Raw genomic sequence first — 23,217 nt, 5'->3', positions numbered from 1 at the left:
GCATGATCTACACGACAATACTGGTTCAACTCGACATCGATGCACCGGCGACGCCACGTCTCGTTTTCGCGCAGGAGATAGCGAGGAAATTCGAGGCCGATCTTATCGCCATGACGGCGGGCGAGCCCTCCACGCTGGTGTCGCCGAGCGAGTCCTCGCCGGACGTGGCGGAGGTTTTGGGTCGTCGGATCCTTGAACTCGAGGAGCGCATCAGGAAGCTCAAGGAGGAGTTCCTCGCCGTCGTCGGAAACAACGAGCGCGCATCATGGCGTGCCGAACTCGACGATCCCACGCGCGCGGTCGCCCTGCATGCGCGAGCGGCCGATCTGGTGATCACCGGCGCGCCGCCTGCCGCCGCCGCCGGCGACTTCCAAAGGACGATCGATCCGGGCGCATTGATTCTCTCCACGGGCAGGCCGGTTCTGTTTGCCGCCGACGATCTCAGCCTCCTTAAGGGTGACAAGGTGATGGTCGCCTGGAAGGATTGCCGCGAATCGCGGCGGGCATTGGTCGATGCGATGCCTTTCCTGCGCAATGCCAAGGAGGTGACGGTTTTCAGCGCTGCGGAGGAGGGGGCGCTCGTCGCGCGACATGGCACGGCCGATGTGGTGCGCTTCCTGATGAAACACGGTGTGCAGGCCCGCTCCGAGTTTCTGGAAAGCGACGGATCATCGGCCGGTGACGCCATTGTCATTGCGGCCGATCAAATCGGAGCCGATCTCATCGTGGCCGGTGGCTATGGCCATAGCCGGTTCCGGGAATGGGCCTTCGGAGGCGCAACGCGATCCCTGCTCAGATCGGGCTCATTCCACAGGCTGCTGTCGAACTGAACAGCAATGGCACCGATGTGCCTGCCGGTATATTCATCGAAGGAGATGAGGCCAATGCAGCTCTTGGCGTCTTTGTTCTTACCGACTTATCCGGACCCGCCCGGACCCAAGGTAGTGTCCAACGCGGTGGCGGTCGCCAGGCAGCTCGACGCCACGCTGGATGCGGCAGTCATCAACGTCGACATTCCAGATGTTTCGAACGCGTTGTCCGGCTTTCTGCTCGACCTTCCGGCCAAGATCCGAGAGGTCGAGGCTGCCAGCAGGAATCGTGGCAAGGCATTGCTGGAGGCGGCGGCGGCCGAGGCTTCGCGATGCAACGTGACCTTGACCAGGCAGCAGTTTAAAGCACAGCCGGCCCTGATGGGAGAGGCCGCCGCCGCTGAAGCACGCTACTTCGATCTTTGCATGGTAGGCTGGTCGCCGGACAATGACGCAGCCCGGATGACGGCCGAGGCGATCGTGTTCAGCTCGGGCCGGCCGGCTTTGATCCTTCCGGATGCGAAGGACATCGGGGTGCTTGGCCATGTCGTGATAGCCTGGGATGGCAGCCGCGTAGCCGCTCGTGCGGTCGCCGACGCCAGGCCGTTCCTTGAGCGGGCGTCGGCGATATCGATCGTTACCGTGACGGATGAGAAGACGCTGCCAAGGCAGGATATCGGTGAACGGCTTGCACAGGGGCTTGGGGCGCGCGGCTTGCAGGCGAAGGCGGCGTCTATCCAAACCGGCAAGGCTGAAATTGGGATTGCCCTCCAGGAACATGCCCTGAAGATCGGCGGCAGTCTGCTCGTCATGGGCGGATGGGGCCATTCTCGCCTGAGAGACTTTGTGCTCGGCGGAGCGACGGAAGACATTCTGTCGGATTTGCGCTTGCCGGTGTTGATGTCGCACTAATGCATGTCGCCAAAAGTGCGCAGCGGTTTTGGGAGAACGACATGCATCAAGGCGCGTTGCTTGAATCCGCTTAAGCGCGATGCGCTTTAGAGTCCCCGATAGGGGATCAGGAAACCCCACGCCTTTAGGCGGCTGGGATTGCGACGTTTGCAGTGTAGATTGGCTGGATGGAAGCTTACAAGCGCGGCAGCCATACGGTTTGGGACTGTAAATATCACCTGGTGTGGGTGACGAAGTACCGCTACGCGGTGCTTGGCGGCGACGTTGGAAATCGATGCCGGGAACTGCTGCGCGAGACGGCGCAAGCGCATGAGATGGTGGTGCACGCCGGGTCGATCAACCGGGACCATGTGCACATGCTGGTATCGATCCCGCCGAACCTGTCGGTATCGCGTGCGGTGCAATACCTGAAGGGGCGCAGTTCGCACAAGCTGCTGAGCGAGTTCGGGATATTGCGCAAGCGCTACTGGGGCCAGCACTTGTGGGCGAGGGGTTACTGGGCGGCGACGAGCGGGAACGTTACCGACGAGATGTGGGTTGAGTACATCAAGAACCAGACACCACCTGAGCCCGACGACAACTTCAACGTGACATGAGTTGGCGCCAGTCCGCCGGCGGGCGGACCGATCCGGCTTTAAGCCGTAACCTGAAGCCACCGCCTTGTAGGCGGTGGAGCATTCACGCGTAGCCACCCTCGAAGATTTGGACCTGAGCGAATGCCGAGGGCCGCCGCAACCAAGCATCAAGCGAACGAAATGGAACTGGGCACTTCCATCCCTCGCGGCCTCAGCGAGGCCGACGCGCGGAGCAGACTTCTGGCCGAGGGACCGAACGAGCTACCCAGATCCGGACGGCGCACGCCATTGAGAATCGCCCTCGAGGTCGTGCGCGAGCCTATGCTTGCGCTCCTGCTCGGTGGTGGCGCGGTCTATCTCCTGCTTGGCGATCTGCGGGAGGCATTGATCCTGCTGTGCTTCGCCACTTTGTCGATTGCGATAACCATTATCCAGGAAGCGCGCACCGAACGCGTCCTGGAAGCCCTTCGCGATCTCACAAGCCCTCGCGCCCTGGTCGTGCGCGATGGCCAACACCGGCGCGTTGCCGGTCGCGACGTGGTGCGCGGCGACATCGTCATGCTTGCCGAGGGAGACCGTATCCCCGCCGATCTGTTGCTGGTCCAGGGCCGTGATCTTCAAGTCGACGAATCCTTGCTCACCGGCGAATCCGTTCCGGTGAGGAAGACGGCCGCCATGGCCCCAGACCGGACGGTCAAACACCGGCCGGGCGGCGATGACGTCCCCGCCGTGTTTTCCGGATCGCTTGTCGTTCGCGGCTCAGGCATCGGCGAAGTGGTGGCGACCGGAACGCGAACGGAAATCGGGGCAATCGGGCAGGCGCTGAGCAGCTTGGAGAGTGAGGCGCCGCGCCTGCAAATGCAGACAAGGCGTCTTGTAAGACTGTTCGCCTTGGCCGGCGCTTTCGTCAGCGCACTGGCGGTGTTGCTATATGGCTGGCTGCGAGGCGGATGGCTTGACGGGATATTGGCGGGCATTGCGCTGGGCATGTCGATGCTTCCGGAAGAGTTTCCGATGGTGTTGACGATTTTCATGGCCATGGGCGCTTGGCGCATATCCCAGGTGCGGGTGCTGACCCGCCGAGCCGCGGCAATCGAAACGCTTGGATCCGCAACTGTCCTGTGCACCGACAAGACCGGAACGCTGACCAAGAACCAGATGGCCGTTGCAGAGTTGAGGACGCCTGGCGGAGGCATCTTCTCGCTTCTGAAGACCTCGGGCGTCGTTCCGGAGGCATTCCGCGACCTTGTCGAGCTTGGTGTGCTCGCGAGTGCCGAGGTTCCTTTCGATCCTATGGAAAAGGCGTTTTACGAGCTGGCGGCTGAAAGGCTGCCAATGCGCCCGGGCAATCGGCAGTTGGTTCGCTCCTACGGACTCCGGCCGGAGCTGCTGGCAATGTCGAATGTCTGGCGGACGAGCCCGGGCGATCCGGATTGCCTCATCGCCGCCAAAGGCTCGCCGGAGGCGATCCTGAAGCTATGCCGCTTGGATGAAGGGCAAACCATTGCAATCCGGAAAGACGCTGATGCCATGGCGGCCGAGGGACTAAGAGTCCTGGGGGTGGCGCGTGCGCGACATGCCGAGAGCAGATTGGCCGACGAGCAAACCGGCTTTGCTTTCGAATTCGCAGGCCTGGTCGGCCTAGCTGATCCGCTGCGGCCGGGCGTTCGCGATGCCGTCGCCTCTTGCCGGTCGGCGGGTATCCGTGTGGTTATGATCACCGGGGACTATCCTGCCACCGCGAAGGCCATAGCGCGTGAGGCCGGACTGGACGTTGCGGATATCGTCACCGGAGAAGAGCTGAGGGCGCTGAGCCCAGCAGAGCTTTCACGGGCGGTGAAGACGACGACCGTGTTCGCGCGAATTATGCCCGACCAGAAACTGGCCATCGTGAATGCTCTGAAAGCGAACGGCGAAGTTGTCGCCATGACCGGGGACGGGGTCAACGATGCCCCCTCGCTGAAGGCTGCGGATATCGGCATCGCCATGGGTGGGCGCGGCACTGACGTTGCACGAGAAGCCTCCTCCATCGTCCTTCTGGACGACGATTTCGGTTCGATCGTCGGGACAATCAGGCTGGGACGGCGCATCTACGACAACTTGCGAAAGGCGATGAGCTTCATCTTCGCCGTGCACGTGCCGATCGCAGGACTGGCTCTGATGCCATTGCTGTTCGGCCTGCCCATTCTGTTCGGGCCGATTCACATCGCTTTTCTGGAGATGGTGATAGACCCGGTCTGCTCGCTCGTCTTCGAAGCGGAGGGCGAGGAGGAAGACATCATGAAACGGCCGGCGCGGGATCCGGAGGAAGCGCTGTTTACGCGCCGATTGATGGCATGGAGCCTGGTCCAGGGTGTGCTGGCATGGGCAGTCGTCGCCGCTGTCTTTCTGCTCGGCCTTAACGCGGGAATTTCGGAAAATGAGGTCCGCGCCCTGACTTTCTTTGCCTTGGTGGCAAGCATAGTCGGCCTGGTTTTGGTCAATCGTGCTTTCAGCGCCTCGCTGGTTTCAGCACTATCAAGACCCAATCGCGCCCTTGGCGCGGTCATCGCCGTCGACTCGATAGTGCTCTGCCTGGTGCTTTTGTGGCCATCCGCAAACGGCCTCTTCCAATTTGGACCACCGAGACTGGGCGATCTGGCCGTGGTGCTGGCGGCCGCAATTGGGTTGGTCGCCTTGCTCGAGTTCATCAAATATCGTTCGACTGGGCGGCTGAGTGGCTGACGGGGCAATGCACGTCGAAAGGCCGCAACTTGTGTCTCCACGAGATATACGCGTCGCCGCGCCGGAACGGCGCTCGCGAGCTCGCATGCGGACTCCCGCGGCTTCGCCGAAGGGCGCTTGGGCGGTCGCCGGAATGTGTCGGGGCCCTACATCGACATTTCCGGTTCGAGCGCGCGCTCCTTCGCCGGCTCCGCAATCTCGGTCATGGTCGCTTCCGTCAGGAGCAGGACGCTTGCGACCGAGACGGCGTTCTCCAGCGCGATCCGCACGACCTTCGTCGGGTCGATGATGCCGGCCTCGACCAGATCGACATATTCCTTGCGGCCGGCGTCGAAGCCGAAATTTCCCTTGCCTTCGGTCATCTTGGCGACGACCACGCCGCCGTCGACTGCCGAATTCTCGGCGATCTGGCGCACAGGCATTTCGAGCGCGCGCTTAAGGATCTGGACGCCGGTTCGCTCGTCGCCTTCGCAACGCGCCTCTTCCTCCGCGACCGCACCGATGCAGCGCAGCAAAGCCAGTCCGCCGCCAGGCACTATACCCTCGGCGACAGCCGCCTTGGTGGCGCTGATGGCATCGTCGAGAGCCTCTTTCTTCGACTTCATCTCGGCCTCGGTCGGCGCACCAACCTTGATCACGGCCACGCCGCCGGCAAGCTTGGCAAGCCGCTCCTGAAGCTTCTCGCGATCATAGTCGCTGGTCGTATCGCTGATCTCTCGCCGAATTTGCTCGACGCGCCCTTTGATGGTCTTCTGGTCGCCGCTGCCGCCGATGATCGTGGTGTTGTCCTTGTCGACGACCACACGCTTCGCGCGCCCCAACTGAGCCATCGTGACGTTCTCGAGCTTGAGGCCGATGTCCTCCGAAATGACCTGCCCGCCGGTCAGGATGGCGATGTCCTGCAGCATGGCCTTGCGGCGGTCGCCGAAGCCCGGCGCCTTCACGGCGCAGTTCTTGAACGTACCGCGAATCTGGTTGACGATCAGCGTTGCCAGTGCCTCGCCCTCGACGTCCTCCGCGATCACAAGCAAAGGCGAACCTGATTTCGCCACGGCCTCGAGCAGCTTGATGAGGTCGTTGAGCGAGGAGATTTTCTTTTCAACGATGAGCACGAGTGCGTCTTCCAGCACCGCTTCCATCTTGTCGGTGTCGGTGACGAAGTAGGGGGACAGGAAGCCGCGGTCGAATTGCATGCCTTCGACCACGTCGAGCACCGTCTCGGTGGTCTTCGATTCCTCTACAGTGATGACGCCTTCGCCACCGACTTTCTCCATCGCCTCGCCGATCAACTCACCGATGAGCGGATCATTGTGCGCGGAGATCGTCGCCACCTGTTCCTTCTCGCGCCTGGTCGAGACCGGCCGCGATATCTGCTTGAGCGTCTCGATCGCGCGCTTTGTCGAACGGTCGAGACCGCGCTTGATGTCGATCGCGCTCGCGCCCGCGACCACGTTGCGAACGCCATCGGCGAACATCGCATGGGCGAGAATAGTCGACGTGCTGGTTCCGTCGCCGACCATGTCGCCGGTCTTCTCGGCCGCCTGCCTCAGCATCCGCGCGCCGAGATTTTCCTCCGCATCCTTCAGGTCGAACTCCTTGGCGATCGTCACTCCGTCGTTGCAGACGATAGGCGCGCCCCATTTCTTCTCGATCAGCACCGACTTCGAGCGCGGACCGAGCGTCACCCGCACGGCGTCGGCAAGTTGGGTGGCACCGCGAAGAATCTTTTCGCGTGCCGCTGAGCGGAACAACACCTGTTTGTGAGCCATGACCATCTCCCGAAGTCTGCCAGCTCTTTCCTGCTAACAGCCATTCCTTCGATCGGCCTTGATGCGCATCAAATGCGTTTCCGTTCCTTGTTGACGAGGATCAATGACGGTGGCGCGACATCTGTTGGATGGTGCCGATCCGATCCGGGGAAGCGAACATGCAGACGAATGAAACGCCTCGATACGATGCCAGCGTAAACACCACCGGCTGCTGCCCCAGGTTCAATCCTGAAGGCTGGGACGGGCAAGAACTGCATTTCAAGGACAAGCGATTTCTGAGAGCGACCACCCGCAGCGTCATGCATATCCCGCTGAACATGGGCAACGTGTTCTCGCGCGTTAACAGGCATATCGACGACGCGGGAGCCTCGGACACGGACCAATTCATCGTGCTCAGCCGGGATATTTCGCCCTGGAGCAGCGAGCATCTGTTCTCGGTTGCGAAATCGGTTCCGGGGGAAGAAATGACGACGCTGAGCGGCGACTTTCTGACGAAAGTGTTCGAGGGTCCCTACAGTCAGGCAAGGCAGTGGCACGAGGAGATGCGGCAGATCGCGCGCAATCGAAAATCGGAGCCGGGCGACGTCTATTTCTTCTATACGACGTGCCCGAAATGCGCCAAGGCCTATGGAAAGAACTATGTCGTTGGCGTTACGGCCGTAGCTTAGCACCCGCGCGTCACCGCGTTGCCGTCACGTCCGGGAGACGCAGGTCAGTTTTCGCTCGTCCCTTGCAGGAGCTTTGGCGATGGGTCGAATTGGCGGTTTCCTGCTGGTCGCGCTCATCGCCATGGCGGCCGTGGCCGGTGTGGCCTTCTTGCTTTACGGGAACGAGCTTGGTCGGCTGCGCGACGCCGTCGGCCGAGGCAGTCTGGTCGCCACCCTCGACATCGGCCCGATCGAATACGCCGACAGCGGTGCGGGCATTCCGCTGCTGTCGATCCACGGCGCCGGCGGCGGCTTTGACCAAGGCACTGCTCTTGCTGCCGATCTCGTAGGTGGGGGCTTTCGGGTCATCGCGCCGTCGCGCTTCGGCTATCTGCGCACGCCCGTGCCGCGAGACCCCTCTCCAGCCGCGCAGGGCGACGCGCACGCGGCGTTGCTCTCCAAGTTGAACGTTCCCAAAGTGGTGGTTGTCGGTGTTTCGGCCGGCGCCCGTTCAGCGGTCGAGCTGGCGCTACGGCACCCTGACAAGGTCGCCGCTCTCATTCTGATCGTCCCAGCCCTTCACTCACCCACCAGTCCCGTCGCGGTCAATGTGAGCTTCGGCAACAGGTTCGCATTCTGGGCCGTCAGTGTCGGCGGCGATTTCGCATGGTGGGCCGCCGAGACTATCGCACCGTCGATACTCATTCGCTTTCTCGGCGTTCGACCGGCACTCGTGGCGGCCGCGCCCGAGGCCGAGAGAGCCCGCGTCATGAGCTTCGTCAGGAGCGTCGAACCGCTGTCGCTGCGCTTCCCCGGAATCAATATCGACAGCGCCCCCGAGCTGCATGAGCTGCCGTTGGCAGAAATCACCGCACCGACAATAATCGTCTCCGCGCGTGACGACCTGTTCAACACGCTGCCGTCAGCCGAATTCGCAGCCGCCAGGATCCCCGGTGCCAAACTGGTCGTCTACGACACTGGCGGACATCTTTTGGTCGGACGGGAGCAGGAGGTTCGCAAAGCAGTCCGCGCGTTCTTGGAGGGAGCGGGCGTGATCCCGTGATCCGATAATTCGGACAGCGACGCGCTGCTCAGTATCGGCGTCAGGAGCCGGACGCCGCGCCTCCCTCGGCCTTTCCGTTACGTCCAAGGGTCGGCATTCGCCAACGGACCAGGCCAAGGCCAAGGAGCGCTAGCGCCGTGAAGCCGGCACCCGCCAGGAAGGTCATGCGCGGTCCGAAAAGATCCCAGAGCATGCCGGCCAGCAGGCTGGCAGCCAGCAGCGCGAGCCCGCCCGACAGATTGAACATTCCGAAGGCGGTGCCTCTCAGCTCCGCCGGGGCGGTATCGGCGACGAGCGTTGCCAGAAGCCCTTGCGTGAACCCCAGATGCAGGCCCCAGAGAGCCACGCCGAGCGCAACGCCGGCCAGGTTTCCGGGAAACGCCAACACGATGTCCGCGGCAATCAGGATCAGGAAACCGAGAATGAGCATCGTCAGGCGATTGACCCGATCCGAGAGCACGCCGGCCGGATAGGCCGCGAGCGAGTAGACCACGTTCATGACCACGAGCACCAGCGGCACGAGTACGATCGGCAAACCCATGCCCTGCGCGCGCAGTATGAGGAACGCTTCGCTGAACCTTGCCAATGTGAACACGGTGGCGACGCAGACGACCAGCCAGAAGGGCGACCCCAGCCGCCTGAGCTCGGCCAAGCTCAAGGGAGCATGCACTTCACGCAGGCCGGCCGGCCGGGCGGGCTCATGGACGGCCGCGATCAGCAGCACGACCGCCAGGAGGCCGGGAACGACCGCGGCCCAGAACACGGTCCGGAACTGATTGGCGGTCAGCCACATGAGGCCGATCGCGAGCAGCGGCCCGACAAACGCGCCGACCGTGTCGAGCGCCTGGCGAAGTCCGAAACTGGCGCCGCGCGCATGGGCTGGGGCGATGTCGGCAACCAGGGCGTCGCGCGGAGCGCCGCGAATGCCCTTGCCGACACGGTCGACAAAGCGGGCCGCCACAAGCCAGCCGACCGACGAAGCCAGCGGGAATACCGGCTTGGTGAGGGCGGCGAGGCCGTAACCGATGACCGCCAGCAGCTTGCGCTTTCCCAGCCAATCCGACAGCGCGCCCGAAAAGACCTTGGTGATGGCGGCCGTCGCTTCGGCGATGCCCTCGATGGTGCCGACCGTCACCATCGATGCTCCCATGACGGTGACGAGATAGATCGGCAGCAAGGCGTGGATCATCTCCGACGAGACGTCCATCAGCAGCGAGACGAAGCCCAGCGCCCAAATCCCCGCAGGAATGGTCCTCAGGCGGACGGAGGTGGTTTGCCCGAACTGTTCCATGCTCCTTCGCTCCGTCGGTATTGGTCGTGCTCAGCGTAGCGAACCGGCGGTGGCGCTGTCCATTGAGATCGACCGCGCAATGGGAAGGCGTTGCGCCGCTATGCGAGCACGCCGCGAACGTGGTTGATCTCGCGCAAAGTGGAACCCGATCGACGGCCTAGAATGTTGTCCATTCAAGATGGAGCAAGCCAATGCAGAAGGCTTTGATGAAGTCGGTCGCGGCAGCGAGCGCTGCTATGACCCTTGTCCCCGATGCGGCATGGGCGCAGGCGCCGTCCGACATCGGAAGGTACGATTGGGGACCTCACATGATGTGGGGCGGAGGTTGGTATGCCATGATTTTCGGTCCGCTGTTCATGATCCTCTTCCTCGCGGTGTTGGTGGTTGCCGCGATGCTTCTCGTCCGCGGACTGGGTGGATCGTGGTCGGGGCCAGTGTCACCGCACCACTCGGTCGCGGGCCGCACACCGCTCGACATTCTTCGGGAGCGATTTGCGCGCGGCGAGATCGACAAGGAAGAGTTCGAAGAAAGGCGTCGTGTGCTCGGCGAATAGCCTGGGTCAGTGCCCCAGGGCCATCGACCGGCTCTTCAAGGAATGCGCCGGATAAGGGGCCGAAAACGAGGCTAGGCTTCGAACCGGGTGCCTCGCCGGCCTTTGACGATCTCCACCGCGTCCTCGAGCCTCCCGATCGCCGACGGCTTGCCGGTGGCTTGGGCGAATTCGATCGCGGCGCTGATCTTGGGTCCCATCGAGCCGGCCGGGAAATCGCGCCCGGACAATTCCGTTGCCCCGACTTTACGAAGCGCGCGAGCGTCCGGCGTGCCGTAGCCGACATAGACCGCATCGACATCGGTCAGCATGAGCAGCATGTCGGCCTTCAACTGACGCGCCAGGAGCGAGCTCGCCAGATCCTTGTCGATGACGGCTTCGACGCCGACCATGCTGCCGTCATCGCGAGCGACCACGGGGACACCGCCGCCGCCCGTGCAGATGACGACGACGTCGTGCTCGACCAGATAGGAGATCACGGACACTTCCAGGATCTCGACAGGTCGCGGCGAGGGCACGACGCGGCGCCATTTGTCGCCGTCGGGCGCAACTGCCCAGCCACGCTCGCTTGCAAGCCGTCGCGCGGTCGCCTCGTCATAGACGGGGCCTATCGGTTTCGTCGGATGCGCAAAAGCCGGATCTTGCGGGTCGACTTTCACCTGCGTCAGCAGCGTCGCGAACAGCCTCTGGCTGGCGAGGTTGGCAAGCTCCTGCTCGATCATGTAACCGATCATGCCGGCGCTCTCGGCGCCGAGAACATCGAGCGGGAAGGCACCTTCTTTCGAAGCGGCGGCCGATTGGAGCGCGAGCAGGCCGACCTGCGGACCGTTGCCGTGCGTGATGACGAGCGAATGGCCTTCGCCGATGAGCGCCGCCAGGACGGACGCGGCGCGCTTGACGTTGCTGCGTTGGTTCTCGGCGGTCATCGGCTCGCCGCGCCGCAACAGCGCATTCCCACCGAGCGCGGCGACGATCAGCATGTCAGTTGCCGATCGTGGCGACGAGCAGCGCCTTGATCGTGTGCATGCGATTTTCCGCCTGGTCGAAGACGATCGACGCGCCCGACTCGAACACCTCGTCGGAAACCTCCATGCAGTCGATCCCATATTCGCGCGCGACGTGGGCGCCGACTTCGGTCTCGGTGTCGTGGAATGCCGGCAGGCAATGCATGAATTTCACGTGCGGATTGCCGCTGGCCGACATCACTTCGCTCGTCACCCGATAAGGCGTCAGCTGACGAATGCGCTCCGGCCAGCCGGACTTGTCCTCTCCCATCGAGAGCCAGACATCCGTGTATATGAAGTCCGCACCTTCGACGCAGCTCTTGACGTCCTCGTCCAGCCTGAAGCGGCCACCGCTGCGTTCCGCCAGGTTTCTCACATGGGCGCAGAATTCCTCGTCCGGCCAAAGCTCCCTCGGTGAAGCAATGCGTATGTCGATGCCGACCTTGGCGGCGCCTACCGCCAGGGACTGGGCGACATTGTCCCGACCCTCGCCGACGAAAGCGACGGTCATGTCCGAAAGATGCTTGTGCGTGAACTCGCGCATGGTCATGAAATCGGCGAGGATCTGCGTCGGATGCGCCTCGTCCGTCAGGCCGTTGTACACAGGCACGCCGGCATGCGCGGCAAGCAACTCGGCCTGATGCTGCGCAAAGCCGCGATACTCGATCGCGTCATACATCCGGCCAAGCACTCGAGCGGTGTCCTTCATGGACTCCTTGTGCCCGATGTGGCTGCCGGTGGGGCCGAAATAGGTGACGTGGGCACCCTGATCGTAGGCGGCGACCTCGAACCCCGTCCGCGTGCGGGTGGAATCCTTTTCGAAGATCAGCGCGATGTTTTTGCGGACGAGACGCGGCGTCTCGTGCCCGGCCTGCTTGGCGGCCTTGAGGTCGGCGGCCAGCTTCAGGAGAAAGCGGATCTCCTCGGCCGAGAGGTCGTCCAGCGAAAGCACCGAGCGGCCATGCAGGTTGATCGACATTTTGGGGTCCTTTCAGAGCGGGTCGCGTGCGATGGGGCAGGTCATGCAGTGGCCACCACCGCGGCCGCGGCTGAGCTCGGCGCCCTCGACGGTGATCACCTCGATCCCCGCGCGGCGCAGAAGCGTGTTGGTGTAGACGTTGCGGTCGTAGCCGATGACGACGCCCGGCTCGACCGCGATGACGTTGTTGCCGTCATCCCATTGCTCGCGCTCGGCCTCGTAGCGGTCGCCGCCGGTGGCGATGATCCGCAGCGATTTCAGCCCAAGCGCCTCCGCGACGACCGTGGTGAAAGGGGCATTTTCTTCCCTGACCTCGACCGCCGCATCGCCGTCTCCGGGACGGATCGAGAAGCTGCGCAGCCGCTCAACCACTGGCGGATACATGGTGGCGAGGTCCCGGTCGCAGAGGGTGAAGACGGTGTCGAGATGCATGAAGGAGCGGTCGCGCGGCATCAGCGCCGCGATCACGCGCGTGGCCTCCCCGGCGGCAAACAGGCTGCGGGCAAGGTCGCCCACTGCCTGCGGCGTGGTGCGTTCACCCATGCCGACCAGAACGACGCCGCCGCCGACCGGCATGACGTCCCCGCCCTCCAGGCTAACGCCCGGTCCCCCTGCGGGCGATACGAATGGAATGCCGCTGTCGCGAAACCGTGGATGGAAGCGATAGACAGCCTCGACGTTGGCCGCTTCAGGCCGCCTGGCGGGCCAATACATGGCGTTGACCGAGACCGAGCGATAAATCCAACAGGAACTGTCGCGCGTGAAGAGCTGGTTCGGCAGCGGCGGCAGCACGAAGTCCTGCGGCGCGAGCGTTCTTCCGGTCAGTCCCTTGGGTTCGAACGGCAGCTCGGCGCGAGCGATGCCGCCGACGAGACAGCTCGCCAGCAGATCGGCCGGCATCTCGTTCAGCCATCCCCGCATCTCGTCGACCATGTCCAGGCCGACGACACCGGCATGCACGCGGCGATCGAGAAGCCAGTCGCGCGCCTTGCCGATGGCCATGGTCTCGGCAAGGAGCTCGCCGAACGAATGAACCACCACGCCGCGTTCGCGCAAGGCATCGACGAAAATGTCGTGTTCCTGGCGCGCTCGCTTGACCCACAGCACGTCGTCGAACAGCAGCGCCTTGCAGTTCTCCGGCGTCAGCCTGCGCAGGCTGAGATCCGGCCTGTGCACCATCACCTCGCGCAGGCGACCGACTTCCGAGTGGACCCCCAGATTTGCCATGGGATCACCTCTCAAAGCGCGCTGACGGCGCCGGTCCACATCTCGTAGACGGCAAGGAGAGCTACGGCGACGAGCGCGACCGCTATGACTGCCTCCACCGGATGGAAGACGCGCTGATTGCCTTCGCGACGGGCCCAGACATAGAAGATGATGCCCGGTGCATAGAGGATCGCGCACATGAAGAGATACGCGGGTCCGGCTGCGTAGACCAGCCACAGCCCGTAGATCGTCGCCAGCACGCCGGCAAAGAGAGCTCCGGTGCGCCGCTCGCCGCTCTCATAGCTTTCCCCGGTCCAAGCCAGCTTGGCGGCGAAAGCTCCGGAGAAGATGTAGGGCACGAGGATGGCGGCCGAGGCGATGTAGAAGAGCGCCTGGTAGGTGCTCTGCGCAAAGAGCGTGATCACCAGGAAGGCCTGCACGAGCAGGTTGGTGATCAGCAGCGACGTCGAGGGAACGCCGCGTTCGGTTTCCCGGCCGAAGAACTTCGGCATAGTCCCGTCCTTGCCTGCGACATGCGGAACTTCCGCGGCGAGCAGCGTCCAACTCAAGAAGGCGCCGACGACCGAGACCACGAGCGCGAGATTGATGAGCACGGCGCCCCAGGGCCCGACGACCGCCTCCAGCACGCCCGCCATCGACGGGTTCTTTAGGGCGGCAAGTTCAGGTTGGCTAAGGATGCCGAGCGAAAGGAGCGAGACCAGCGCATAGAGCGCGAGGCAGGTGAAGAAGCCGAGCACGGTCGCGGTAGCGATGTCCTTGCGGCGTTCCGCCCGAGCGGAGAAGACACTGGCGCCTTCGATGCCGATAAAGACCCATAGCGTTACCAGCATCGTGCTCTTGACCTGAGCGGCGATGGTGCCGAGTGAGGCGTTGCCGAGCCCGGTGAAATCGAGTGTCCAGACATTGAGCTTGAAGGCGACGGCGACGATCCCGGCGAAAAGGACGACGGGCGCAATCTTGGCCACGGTCACGATGGTGTTGACGATCGCAGCTTGGCGAATGCCTGCAAGAATGAGGAAGTGGATGATCCACAACAGGATCGACGCGCCGAGCACCGCCTGCCATGTGTTCCCGTCACCGAAGGCAGGGAAGAAATAGGACAAAGCGCTGAACACAATCACGGCGTAGGAGACGTTGCCGACCCACGCGCTGATCCAGTAGCCCCAGGCGCTGTTGAAGCCGACGAAGGGACCGAAACCCGCCTTGGCATAGGCGTACGGCCCTGCGTCGAGTTCGGGTCGACGTACCGCCAGCGACTGGTAGACGAACACCAGCGCGAGCATGCCGACGGCGGTGATCGCCCAGCCGATCAGGATCGCCAGAGGGCCAGCGCCGGCCGCCATGTTTTGCGGCAGGCTGAACACGCCCGAACCCACCATCGAGCCGATGACGAGGGCTGTCAGGGATCCCAGTCGTAGCTTCGTCGATGCCGTGGCGCTGGCTTCCCGGATTGGGACATTGATTTCTGTCGTGGACATGATGCGCTCCCGAATTGCGAACAGTGGCAGGATCCAACAGGAAAGAGAGAGCGGCAGCCTTGACGCGGGTCAAATCCGGTTTCCCTGCGGGGCCGCCGCGCGGAGACAAAGCCGATGCGGATCGCTACAGGAGTTGCATGGCGCTATAACCCGCAGCCGCGGCGATCAAAGTCATGCCGGCCAGGGGCAGCCAGAATCTCACCGGACCTGCGAATGCCGCCAGCGAAAGGCGTCCGATCGCGTTCGCCATCAGCGCCATCAGCACCGCATGTCCGACCGTTTCGATCGAGATTGAATTCTTGACCAGGCGCAGGGCGCTGAGCACTGAGGCATCGACATCGAACGCGCCCGCGATCGCGGAACTCGCCAGCAGGCCCTGTTCCTGAAACCGGGAGGCCAGCGCGGCGCTCGCTGTCGAAGCGAATGCGAACAGCAACGCGAAGATCAGGAGAGGCGTCAATTCGAATGGATTGCGCGTCGGGGCAGGGTTCTCCGGTTTCTGGCCATGGATGCCCAATGCGATTGCTCCGCAGGCGGCGAATGCCAGCGCGGCAGCGAGCGCGGGCGCGGCGATGAACGCGGCCACGCCCGGCGTGAGGGCCAGAACGACAAGGCAGACACGCAAGATCGAAACCGTTGCCGCCAGCGATGCCGCGCCCACAAAAGACAAGGAATTGTTCGCTGCGTTGGCCATGCGGGCCAGCGACAAGGTGACAGCGGTGGATGAGACGACCGCGCCGACAAGCGCGCTGACAATCAGGCCGCGAGCGTTTCCCAGAACGCGTACCGCGACGTAACCGGCAAAGGAGATCGAGGCCATCAGCACCGTCAGGAGCCAGATCTCGCGCGGGTTGAAGCCGCCCCACGGGTCCAATGTGCGGTCAGGCAGCAGGGGCAGCACGATCACGCTCATCGCCGCAAGTATCAACGCCGAGCGAAGCTCTATCCAGGTCAGGCGCTGCAAGAGTCCGTGCAGGACCTCGCGGCTTGCCAGAAGTGCCGCGAGGGCTGCGCCGCCCGCGGCGGCAACCCGGAAATCGCCGGCCACGCAGAGTGCTCCAAGGGCGAAGACGGCAAGGCCCGCGATGACGGTCGTGACGCTGTAGTCCTCATCGTGCGCGGCTTCGCGCGCCTTGTACCATGCAAAAATGGCTGCGAACGCGATGAAGCCGGCGACCAACACGGAATTCGCCGCGAGCGCTTTGGCTAAAGCCGCGACAACACCACCGAGCAACCCCGATATGCCGAATGTACGAATGCCGGCTGTGCGGCTGCGATCGGGCGCATCGCGCTCTCTCCAGCCGCGTTCCAACCCGACGAGCAATCCTATCGCCAGGGCGACCCCAAGCTGGGCGATGAGCGTATCCATGACGAGCCACCTTAATGCATGTCGCCCAAAAGTGCGCTGCGGTGTTGGGATAACGACATGCATCAAAACAAGGGCTTAAAGCGTGTCGCCGGAATGCGTTTCGTCGCGATGCGCTTTGGATGGACGGCGTGTGTCGTCAACCGCTTCGACCAACGTCGGCCCGGCGCAGCTTCCGCCGGGGCTTGCCACAGGGATCAGATTTCCATCGCCTCGCGGCCCGAAACTTCCGCGATGAAGATCCTGAAGAACACGTGGGGAAGATGCTCCGCCTCCGAGGACGTAGCCGGCTTGAGCGCGCCTGGCTCCCACCAGTCGGCATGCTTGTTGCTCAAGACGGACCAGGCGTGGTCACGCTGGACCTCGTGCCCAATCCGATCGGGGAGCTCCTCATAGTGACCGTTGACGATCACGCTTTTCCAACCTCGTCCTGTGCCGCGTTCGTCGACCTGGACGGACACGAGAGGATTGGTGCGCATCCAGTCGATCTTCTTGCCCGGCATGGAAAAGGCATAAAGGTGATTGTCCGCATGGGCGAAGTAGAACGGAATGATATAGGGTTGCCCATCCTTGGCGCAGGCCAGGCGGCCGACGCGACTGGCCGTTAGGATTTTTGTGCATTCCAGGACGGAAAGCGTGCGGATGTGCATCTGGAACTCCTATTCTTCGGCGCGAGCTTTCTGCCGTGATTTGTTTGCGGCATGCGCGGCGGGCTGTCTTCTTCCGTTACTGCCGCGGCTGCCGGCCCGTGCCCGGGCAACCTCATCCATGATGTCGAGAACCTCGCCATCGGAGAGCTGCGGGAAGTTGACGTAGTAATAGCTGAGCGCGCGGAAGCGGGCCGGCTGGCTGAGACAGACGACCAAATCGGCTTCCTGGGCAAGATCGGTCACAGTTTCCGCCGGCGCGACCGGAAGCGCGACAACGATCTTACGCGGCGAGCGTCGCTTCATCGCACGGATGGCAACCTTCATCGTCGTCCCCGTGGCAGCCCCGTCGTCGACGATAATCACCGTTTTGCCGGCAACCGACAACGGCGCGCGTTCGCCGCGATATGTCGTGCGACGGCGCTCCAGCTCCGGACGCTCCCCTGCGATCAGGACACGCAGCGCGTCGTCGCCCAGGCCATAGGTTTCCACGATTTCCCGGTTGAGAACGACGTCCGGAGGATCTCCGTCCACGATAGCGGCAACGGCCAGTTCCGGATTGCCTGGGGCCCCGACCTTGCGGACGAGGATCAAATCCAGCGGCGCCTTGAGAGCCTTGGCCACCTCCGCGGCGACGGGAACGCCGCCCCGCGGCAATGCCAGGACGACCGGATCCCGCAGGGTCAGTTTGGCGAGTTCGAGCGCGAGTCTCTGTCCAGCCTCATGGCGATCGCGAAACATCGATCATCCCTCCGGCCATAATTCACGGAGCGATTTCTTCATCGAATTGCGGACTTGGACGATCTCGCCGTGCGAGATGTGACGATCGAGAAGCCTGAACACCGCTCTGATTGCGTTGTCGACGTCGATCATCGGCTCGTAGCCGAAACTGTTGCGAACGCAGATCACGAAGTCGCGCTTCTTCCTTTCCCATGTCGGCTCGGCCGGGTTCCACCCTTCGAAGTAGATACCTCTGATCAGCGTTGGCAACTGGGCCGACAGGTCGGCCATTTCCTCCGGCGAGAGCCAATCGCGCAAAGCGTGCAGCACCGACTTCAACAGGCGGAACGCGCTCTGCTCGTTCCAGTCCAAATCCTTGGCGAGTTCGTTCACCCATTGCTGTGCCTGCTCGGCAGCATGTGTGATGGACGTGTGCGAGCGTGTCATCGTCGTGATCCTCCAACCTGTTCCTTTCTCGGCCATTCAGACCCGCGCGCATTGCGTTAGGTCAATTTGACGCGCGCTTCATGCTTGGCGCCCGAACTCGACCGATCGGCAGCAGTTTGGAAGGCGGCTGCGGCAAATGTGAACAAGCATGGGTGGAATACCCACGTTATTAGGATAGTCTCCAAGCAATGCGTCTTGTCGACAATCGAGGGACTGTCGTGGACCGGTTCATTGCGCGGGCCAACATCGCCCATTTTGAAGACTTGCTCGCCGGTGAAACCGACCCGGAAAAGCGACGCATGATTCAGGATTTGCTTGCGGGCGAGAAGCAGAAGCTCGAGATCGCGGAACGCCAAGCGGTAACAGCCCAGAAGCCGGCTGCTCCTTCCAAGGCAGACGATCCAGCGGTGTAAGCGAGCCAGGGGCCCCTCAGGAAGGTTTCTTCCTCAGTGCACCGCCTCGGCGCACTGAGGAAGCGGTCATTCGAGCCGTTATGCGGCCTTGACGGTGATCTTCTTCTCGGCCTTCTGGGCTTCGGCCGTCTTGGGCAGCTTCACGGTCAGAACACCCTTGGTGAAGCTGGCGTCGATCTTGTCGGCGTCGACCCCCTCAGGCAACTGGAACGACCGCTGGAAGGAGCCGTAGCGGCGCTCCGAGAGGTAGTAGTCCTTCTCCTTTTCCTCCTTCTCTTCCTTCTTCTCGCCCTTGATCGTCAGCACGTTGTTGGCGAGCTTGATCTCGACGTTCTTTTCGTCGATGCCCGGCAGTTCGGCCGTGATCTCGTACTCGTTCGCCTTTTCAATCAGGTCCATCGCCGGCGCGACGGACCAGTCGCTGCGCAGCGCTGGGAAATCCCGGCCAAAAAACGAGCGGGTGGAGGGCAGACGGAGATCGAAAGGATGGAAATCATCGAAGAGCCGGTCGATTTCGCGACGCAGGCTTTCGAACGGCCCCGTCCAGTGATCCGACCTGGCGGCGGGCGCATTCTTCTCGGTTTTCACGGGCAGTTTGGTAGCGACTTCAGCCATGGTTCTCTCCATAAGACAGGTTGATCGACAAGTGCCGCTGCCTCCGCTCTTCCACCTCAGGTTTCCCCAAAGGCGCCAGAGCTGGAGGCCAGCGGACCCGCTCGACAGGCGTCCCCACCGAACCGGTTCATTGCTTCGCGATTTCCGCGTTTGGCGCGGATCGTCGCGCCCGCATCGCCAGTTCATGCTCGACCTATCGAGGCTTGGCATCAAAGCACCGGTCCGAGCAACCATCGTTGATCCGTGTCAAACGAGATCGAAGAAGAACCGGTTCTGGATTTGAGCAGGTCAAGGCTCAGCACGCTGGGCTCCGGCGATCGTGTCGGCTCCGGCTTGCTTTCTGCTTTGCGGCGAAGCGAGCTACATAACCGGTAGCTATCGCTTGGTGGATGGTGGCTACACGGCGCGACGAGTGGTTCGCGACCAACTGGGCCGAGCGAGGCCACGGTGAGGGATGGCTGGGGCGCCAGGATTCGAACCTGGGAATGTCGGTACCAAAAACCGATGCCTTACCACTTGGCGACGCCCCAGCAGCCGGGCGGTGCCCGCTGCGCGCGGCCTTATAGGACGAGCCGGTGGAAAGCTCAATGCTTGGACCGCCGACATCCAAGGTAATCTTGCCGCACGCCTGCGTCGGCGGATTGCCGCCGCGTTTTCCGGCGGAACCCAAGGGGAAAGATTAAATCCGACGACGGGAGCTGCGGGCTATTCGCCCCACACGGCCAGTTCGTTGCCGGCTGGGTCGGTGAAATGGAACCGCCTGCCGCCGGGAAAGGAAAAGATCGGCTTGACGATGCTGCCGCCGGCATTCTCGATCGCTTCAGCTGTGCCCTCAAGGTTTTCGGAATAGAGCACGGGCAGCGGTCTGGCGAGCGCCTCGCCGGCATCGGCCTGGAAACCGCCGTCGAGCCCTTCGGTAAAAGCGGAGTAGGTTGGCCCGTAGTCGGTGAACGACCAGGAAAACGCCGCGCTGTAGAAGGATTTGACGCTGTCCAGCGTGCCGCCGGTGGCCGGCAGTTCCAGATAGTCGAGTTTTCCGTTGAGTTTCATAACGCTACTCCACTTCGTTCTTGTTATGTTCTATATCGCCCGGCCGATACCGGCAAGTCTTTTTGACGCAGCTTTTGCTTAATCGATTGTAGTGGCTGCGCTCGCTTTGCCGACGCTTGCCTTTCGCACTGCAGCATCCTATCGCTCGGATCGGAAGGACGGGGAACCGGGCCTGGGTCCGGGTGTTGTCTATCTTCCAAGGACCTGGAGGGCATGCATGACCAAGTGGGTTTACACCTTCGGCGACGGCGCCGCGGAAGGCCGTGCCGGCGACCGCAATCTTCTCGGCGGCAAAGGCGCCAATCTGGCCGAAATGTGCAGCCTCGGCCTGCCGGTGCCGCCGGGCTTCACCATCACCACCGATGTCTGTAACGCCTACTACGCCAACGGCCGCACCTATCCGGCGGCGCTCGAGGCGGATGTCCTTGCGGCGCTCGACCATATCGGCAGGCTCACCGGCCGCCGTTTCGGCGACCCATCGAAGCTGCTCCTGGTCTCGGTTCGCTCCGGCGCCCGTGCCTCGATGCCCGGCATGATGGACACAGTGCTCAATCTCGGCCTCAACGACGAGACCGTCGAGGCACTGGCCGCCGATTCCGGCGATGCCCGCTTCGCCTATGACAGCTACCGCCGCTTCATCCAGATGTATTCCGACGTCGTCATGGGCCTCGACCACGAGGTTTTCGAGGAAATCCTCGAGGACCAGAAGGCGAGCCTCGGTCATGAACTCGACACCGAGCTTTCAGCCGGGGAATGGCAGGACGTGATCGGGCTCTATAAGGCCAAGGTCGAGGAGGAGCTCGGCAAGCCGTTCCCGCAGGACCCCCGCGAGCAGCTCTGGGGCGCCATCGGCGCGGTGTTTTCGAGCTGGATGAACAACCGCGCCATCACCTACCGGCGCCTGCACGACATCCCGGAAAGCTGGGGCACGGCGGTCAACGTCCAGGCCATGGTGTTCGGCAATATGGGCGAAACCTCCGCCACCGGCGTCGCCTTCACCCGCAATCCCTCGACCGGCGAAAAGCAGCTCTACGGCGAATTCCTGGTCAATGCTCAGGGCGAGGACGTGGTGGCCGGCATCCGCACGCCGCAGAACATCACCGAGGCGGCGCGCATCGCCGCGGGCTCCGACAAGCCGTCCTTGCAGAAGCTGATGCCGGACGCCTTCCAGGCCTTCGTCGACATCTCCGACCGGCTGGAGAAGCACTACCGCGATATGCAGGACCTCGAATTCACCATCGAGCGCGGCAAATTGTGGATGCTGCAGACCCGCTCCGGCAAGCGCACCGCCAAGGCGGCGCTCAAGATTGCCGTCGAGATGGCGAGGGACGGGCTGATCACGAAAGAGGAGGCGGTCGCCCGCATCGATCCCGCCTCGCTCGACCAGCTTCTGCACCCGACCATCGATCCGAAGGCCGCGCGTGATGTCATAGGCATGGGCCTGCCGGCCTCGCCGGGCGCCGCCACCGGCGAGATCGTCTTTTCGTCCAGCGATGCCGAGGACGCCAAGGCGCAAGGTCGCAAGGCGATCCTCGTGCGCATCGAAACCAGCCCCGAGGACATCCACGGCATGCATGCCGCCGAAGGCATCCTCACCACGCGCGGCGGCATGACCAGCCATGCCGCGGTGGTGGCGCGCGGCATGGGCAAGCCCTGCGTGTCGGGCGCCGGCTCGCTGCGCGTCGACTACAAGGCCGGCACGCTGATCTCGATGGGCCAGACCTTCCGCAAGGGCGATATCATCACCATCGACGGCGGTAACGGCCAGGTGCTGAAGGGCGCGGTCGCCATGCTGCAGCCGGAGCTTTCCGGTGATTTCGCCGCCATCATGGAGTGGGCGGATGCCGCGCGCCGCATGAAGGTGCGCACCAATGCCGAAACGCCGCTCGATGCGCGCATGGCACGCTCCTTCGGCGCCGAAGGCATCGGCCTTTGCCGCACGGAGCACATGTTCTTCGACGGCGACCGCATCGTCGCCATGCGCGAGATGATCCTCGCCGACACCGAGAAGGACAGGCGCTCGGCGCTCGACAAGCTCCTGCCGATGCAGCGCTCGGACTTCCTCGAGCTGTTCGAGATCATGGCCGGCCTGCCGGTGACGATCCGCCTGCTCGACCCGCCGCTGCACGAATTCCTGCCCAAGACCGAAGCCGAGCTCGCCGAGGTCGCGGCAGCGATGAACGTATCAGCAGACAAGCTCAGGCAGCGCACTGAGGCGCTGCATGAGTTCAATCCTATGCTCGGGCATCGCGGCTGCCGACTCGCCGTCTCCTATCCGGAGATCGCCGAGATGCAGGCGCGCGCCATCTTCGAGGCGGCGGTCGAGGCAGGCCGCAAGGCCGGCGCTCTGGTGGTGCCCGAAATCATGGTGCCGCTGGTCGGCCTGGTGAAGGAGCTGGAATACGTCAAGGCACGCATCGATGCGGTGGCCAAGAGCGTCATGCAGGAGACAGGCACGAAGATCGATTATCTCACCGGCACCATGATCGAATTGCCGCGCGCGGCGATCCGCGCCCATGTGATAGCCGAAGCGGCCGAATTCTTCTCCTTCGGCACCAACGACCTGACGCAGACGACCTTCGGCATCTCGCGCGACGACGCGGCCTCCTTCCTCGAGACTTACCGGCAGAAGGGCATCATCGAGCAGGACCCGTTCGTATCGCTCGACGCCGACGGTGTCGGCGAACTGGTGCGGATCGCGGCGGAAAAGGGCAAGGCTACGCGGCCAAAGATCAAGCTCGGCATCTGCGGCGAGCATGGCGGCGATCCAGCCTCGATCCGCTTTTGCGAAGAGGTCGGCCTCGACTATGTGTCGTGCTCGCCCTACCGCGTGCCGATCGCGCGGCTGGCCGCCGCGCAGGCCGCCGTGGAAGCCGCGAAGGGCAAGGCAAAGCGCGCCTGACAGGCGCGCCGGCACCTTACGATTTTGT

General features: G+C 63.2%; 21 protein-coding genes and 1 tRNA gene. 9 read left to right on the top strand and 13 right to left on the bottom strand.

Annotation, left to right across the window (positions count from 1 at the left end; genetic code table 11):
* Positions 1-2: 2 nt before the first annotated feature.
* From P9236_RS03540 to P9236_RS03525, 4 genes are all read left to right on the top strand, one after another.
* Positions 3-830, top strand: a complete 828-nt coding sequence (locus P9236_RS03540) for a universal stress protein (RefSeq protein ID WP_278073215.1) — start codon at positions 3-5, stop codon at positions 828-830.
* Between the two features lie 54 nt (positions 831-884).
* Positions 885-1,721 (top strand): universal stress protein, encoded by an 837-nt coding sequence (locus P9236_RS03535; RefSeq protein ID WP_278073214.1) that lies wholly within the window; start codon positions 885-887, stop codon positions 1,719-1,721.
* A gap of 167 nt (positions 1,722-1,888) precedes the next feature.
* Entirely contained in the window at positions 1,889-2,317 is a 429-nt protein-coding gene (gene tnpA / locus P9236_RS03530) for an IS200/IS605 family transposase (protein ID WP_278073213.1), read from the top strand.
* Positions 2,318-2,476: 159 nt separating this feature from the next.
* Positions 2,477-5,020 (top strand): cation-translocating P-type ATPase, encoded by a 2,544-nt coding sequence (locus tag P9236_RS03525; RefSeq protein WP_278073212.1) that lies wholly within the window; start codon positions 2,477-2,479, stop codon positions 5,018-5,020.
* A gap of 146 nt (positions 5,021-5,166) precedes the next feature.
* Here the strand turns inward: P9236_RS03525 and groL are convergent, their stop codons facing one another.
* A complete protein-coding gene (gene groL / locus P9236_RS03520; RefSeq protein WP_278073211.1) occupies positions 5,167-6,789 on the bottom strand; it encodes a chaperonin GroEL in 1,623 nt (540 codons plus the stop codon).
* A 128-nt stretch (positions 6,790-6,917) separates the two neighbouring features.
* Here groL and P9236_RS03515 point away from each other — a divergent pair, with 128 nt between their 5' ends.
* Both P9236_RS03515 and P9236_RS03510 read left to right on the top strand, forming a co-directional pair.
* Positions 6,918-7,457 carry a hydrolase gene (locus P9236_RS03515; protein WP_278073210.1) on the top strand — a complete coding sequence of 180 codons (540 nt, stop codon included), beginning with the start codon at positions 6,918-6,920 and terminating at the stop codon, positions 7,455-7,457.
* Between the two features lie 79 nt (positions 7,458-7,536).
* Positions 7,537-8,499 carry an alpha/beta hydrolase gene (locus P9236_RS03510; protein WP_278073209.1) on the top strand — a complete coding sequence of 321 codons (963 nt, stop codon included), beginning with the start codon at positions 7,537-7,539 and terminating at the stop codon, positions 8,497-8,499.
* 40 nt (positions 8,500-8,539) lie between these two features.
* Here the strand turns inward: P9236_RS03510 and P9236_RS03505 are convergent, their stop codons facing one another.
* Positions 8,540-9,790 (bottom strand): MFS transporter, encoded by a 1,251-nt coding sequence (locus P9236_RS03505; RefSeq protein WP_278073208.1) that lies wholly within the window; start codon positions 9,788-9,790, stop codon positions 8,540-8,542.
* A gap of 191 nt (positions 9,791-9,981) precedes the next feature.
* On the opposite strand from P9236_RS03505, the gene P9236_RS03500 reads away from it, so the two are divergent.
* Positions 9,982-10,344: an SHOCT domain-containing protein gene (locus P9236_RS03500; protein WP_278073207.1), complete on the top strand. Its 363-nt coding sequence runs from the start codon at positions 9,982-9,984 to the stop codon at positions 10,342-10,344.
* Positions 10,345-10,415: 71 nt separating this feature from the next.
* On the opposite strand, the gene arcC is transcribed toward P9236_RS03500, so the two are convergent.
* The 8 genes from arcC to P9236_RS03460 all read right to left on the bottom strand — a co-directional run bounded on the left by arcC (position 10,416) and on the right by P9236_RS03460 (position 18,245).
* The gene (gene arcC, locus P9236_RS03495; protein WP_278073206.1) at positions 10,416-11,321 is read right to left on the bottom strand and encodes a carbamate kinase; all 906 of its coding nucleotides are present in this window, start codon (positions 11,319-11,321) and stop codon (positions 10,416-10,418) included.
* A gap of 1 nt (position 11,322) precedes the next feature.
* Complete coding sequence (gene argF, locus P9236_RS03490) at positions 11,323-12,324, bottom strand: ornithine carbamoyltransferase (protein WP_278073205.1); 1,002 nt, start codon at positions 12,322-12,324, stop codon at positions 11,323-11,325.
* Between the two features lie 12 nt (positions 12,325-12,336).
* On the bottom strand, positions 12,337-13,551 hold the full coding sequence (locus P9236_RS03485; RefSeq protein ID WP_278073204.1) for an arginine deiminase: 1,215 nt from the start codon (positions 13,549-13,551) through the stop codon (positions 12,337-12,339).
* An 11-nt stretch (positions 13,552-13,562) separates the two neighbouring features.
* Positions 13,563-15,029: an arginine-ornithine antiporter gene (gene arcD / locus P9236_RS03480; RefSeq protein ID WP_278073203.1), complete on the bottom strand. Its 1,467-nt coding sequence runs from the start codon at positions 15,027-15,029 to the stop codon at positions 13,563-13,565.
* A gap of 124 nt (positions 15,030-15,153) precedes the next feature.
* Positions 15,154-16,398, bottom strand: coding sequence for an MgtC/SapB family protein (locus P9236_RS03475; RefSeq protein WP_278073202.1), 1,245 nt, complete (start codon positions 16,396-16,398; stop codon positions 15,154-15,156).
* Between the two features lie 194 nt (positions 16,399-16,592).
* Complete coding sequence (locus tag P9236_RS03470; protein ID WP_278073201.1) at positions 16,593-17,045, bottom strand: pyridoxamine 5'-phosphate oxidase family protein; 453 nt, start codon at positions 17,043-17,045, stop codon at positions 16,593-16,595.
* Between the two features lie 9 nt (positions 17,046-17,054).
* Positions 17,055-17,783, bottom strand: a complete 729-nt coding sequence (locus P9236_RS03465; RefSeq protein WP_278073200.1) for a phosphoribosyltransferase — start codon at positions 17,781-17,783, stop codon at positions 17,055-17,057.
* Between the two features lie 3 nt (positions 17,784-17,786).
* Complete coding sequence (locus tag P9236_RS03460) at positions 17,787-18,245, bottom strand: DUF2267 domain-containing protein (RefSeq protein ID WP_278073199.1); 459 nt, start codon at positions 18,243-18,245, stop codon at positions 17,787-17,789.
* Between the two features lie 152 nt (positions 18,246-18,397).
* On the opposite strand from P9236_RS03460, the gene P9236_RS03455 reads away from it, so the two are divergent.
* A complete protein-coding gene (locus tag P9236_RS03455) occupies positions 18,398-18,622 on the top strand; it encodes a hypothetical protein (protein WP_278073198.1) in 225 nt (74 codons plus the stop codon).
* A gap of 78 nt (positions 18,623-18,700) precedes the next feature.
* On the opposite strand, the gene P9236_RS03450 is transcribed toward P9236_RS03455, so the two are convergent.
* The 3 genes from P9236_RS03450 to P9236_RS03440 form a co-directional block, all read right to left on the bottom strand.
* The gene (locus P9236_RS03450; protein WP_278073197.1) at positions 18,701-19,237 is read right to left on the bottom strand and encodes an Hsp20/alpha crystallin family protein; all 537 of its coding nucleotides are present in this window, start codon (positions 19,235-19,237) and stop codon (positions 18,701-18,703) included.
* 455 nt (positions 19,238-19,692) lie between these two features.
* Positions 19,693-19,767: transfer RNA gene (locus tag P9236_RS03445), tRNA-Gln, on the bottom strand.
* Positions 19,768-19,942: 175 nt separating this feature from the next.
* Positions 19,943-20,287 (bottom strand): VOC family protein, encoded by a 345-nt coding sequence (locus tag P9236_RS03440; protein WP_278073196.1) that lies wholly within the window; start codon positions 20,285-20,287, stop codon positions 19,943-19,945.
* A 217-nt stretch (positions 20,288-20,504) separates the two neighbouring features.
* Here P9236_RS03440 and ppdK point away from each other — a divergent pair, with 217 nt between their 5' ends.
* Positions 20,505-23,189, top strand: coding sequence for a pyruvate, phosphate dikinase (ppdK, locus tag P9236_RS03435; RefSeq protein ID WP_278073195.1), 2,685 nt, complete (start codon positions 20,505-20,507; stop codon positions 23,187-23,189).
* Positions 23,190-23,217: the final 28 nt, after the last annotated feature.

This window comes from Mesorhizobium sp. WSM4884 (genome assembly GCF_029625675.1).
Classification (GTDB): Bacteria; Pseudomonadota; Alphaproteobacteria; order Rhizobiales; family Rhizobiaceae; genus Mesorhizobium.
The sequence above is the reverse complement of the archived record's forward strand: the minus strand, read 5'-3'. Positions and strand labels throughout refer to the sequence as shown.

Coding starts and splice junctions, on each gene's coding strand:
- P9236_RS03465 (WP_278073200.1), bottom strand. CDS start 17,783: ATGTTTCGCGATCGCCATGAGGCTGGACAGAGACTCGCGCTCGAACTC.
- argF (WP_278073205.1), bottom strand. CDS start 12,324: ATGTCGATCAACCTGCATGGCCGCTCGGTGCTTTCGCTGGACGACCTC.
- P9236_RS03460 (WP_278073199.1), bottom strand. CDS start 18,245: ATGGCCGAGAAAGGAACAGGTTGGAGGATCACGACGATGACACGCTCG.
- P9236_RS03450 (WP_278073197.1), bottom strand. CDS start 19,237: ATGGCTGAAGTCGCTACCAAACTGCCCGTGAAAACCGAGAAGAATGCG.
- P9236_RS03440 (WP_278073196.1), bottom strand. CDS start 20,287: ATGAAACTCAACGGAAAACTCGACTATCTGGAACTGCCGGCCACCGGC.
- ppdK (WP_278073195.1), top strand. CDS start 20,505: ATGACCAAGTGGGTTTACACCTTCGGCGACGGCGCCGCGGAAGGCCGT.
- P9236_RS03515 (WP_278073210.1), top strand. CDS start 6,918: ATGGTGCCGATCCGATCCGGGGAAGCGAACATGCAGACGAATGAAACG.
- P9236_RS03540 (WP_278073215.1), top strand. CDS start 3: ATGATCTACACGACAATACTGGTTCAACTCGACATCGATGCACCGGCG.
- P9236_RS03535 (WP_278073214.1), top strand. CDS start 885: ATGCAGCTCTTGGCGTCTTTGTTCTTACCGACTTATCCGGACCCGCCC.
- groL (WP_278073211.1), bottom strand. CDS start 6,789: ATGGCTCACAAACAGGTGTTGTTCCGCTCAGCGGCACGCGAAAAGATT.
- P9236_RS03475 (WP_278073202.1), bottom strand. CDS start 16,398: ATGGATACGCTCATCGCCCAGCTTGGGGTCGCCCTGGCGATAGGATTG.
- arcC (WP_278073206.1), bottom strand. CDS start 11,321: ATGCTGATCGTCGCCGCGCTCGGTGGGAATGCGCTGTTGCGGCGCGGC.
- P9236_RS03500 (WP_278073207.1), top strand. CDS start 9,982: ATGCAGAAGGCTTTGATGAAGTCGGTCGCGGCAGCGAGCGCTGCTATG.
- P9236_RS03470 (WP_278073201.1), bottom strand. CDS start 17,045: ATGCACATCCGCACGCTTTCCGTCCTGGAATGCACAAAAATCCTAACG.
- P9236_RS03525 (WP_278073212.1), top strand. CDS start 2,477: ATGGAACTGGGCACTTCCATCCCTCGCGGCCTCAGCGAGGCCGACGCG.
- tnpA (WP_278073213.1), top strand. CDS start 1,889: ATGGAAGCTTACAAGCGCGGCAGCCATACGGTTTGGGACTGTAAATAT.
- arcD (WP_278073203.1), bottom strand. CDS start 15,029: ATGTCCACGACAGAAATCAATGTCCCAATCCGGGAAGCCAGCGCCACG.
- P9236_RS03455 (WP_278073198.1), top strand. CDS start 18,398: ATGCGTCTTGTCGACAATCGAGGGACTGTCGTGGACCGGTTCATTGCG.
- P9236_RS03510 (WP_278073209.1), top strand. CDS start 7,537: ATGGGTCGAATTGGCGGTTTCCTGCTGGTCGCGCTCATCGCCATGGCG.
- P9236_RS03505 (WP_278073208.1), bottom strand. CDS start 9,790: ATGGAACAGTTCGGGCAAACCACCTCCGTCCGCCTGAGGACCATTCCT.
- P9236_RS03485 (WP_278073204.1), bottom strand. CDS start 13,551: ATGGCAAATCTGGGGGTCCACTCGGAAGTCGGTCGCCTGCGCGAGGTG.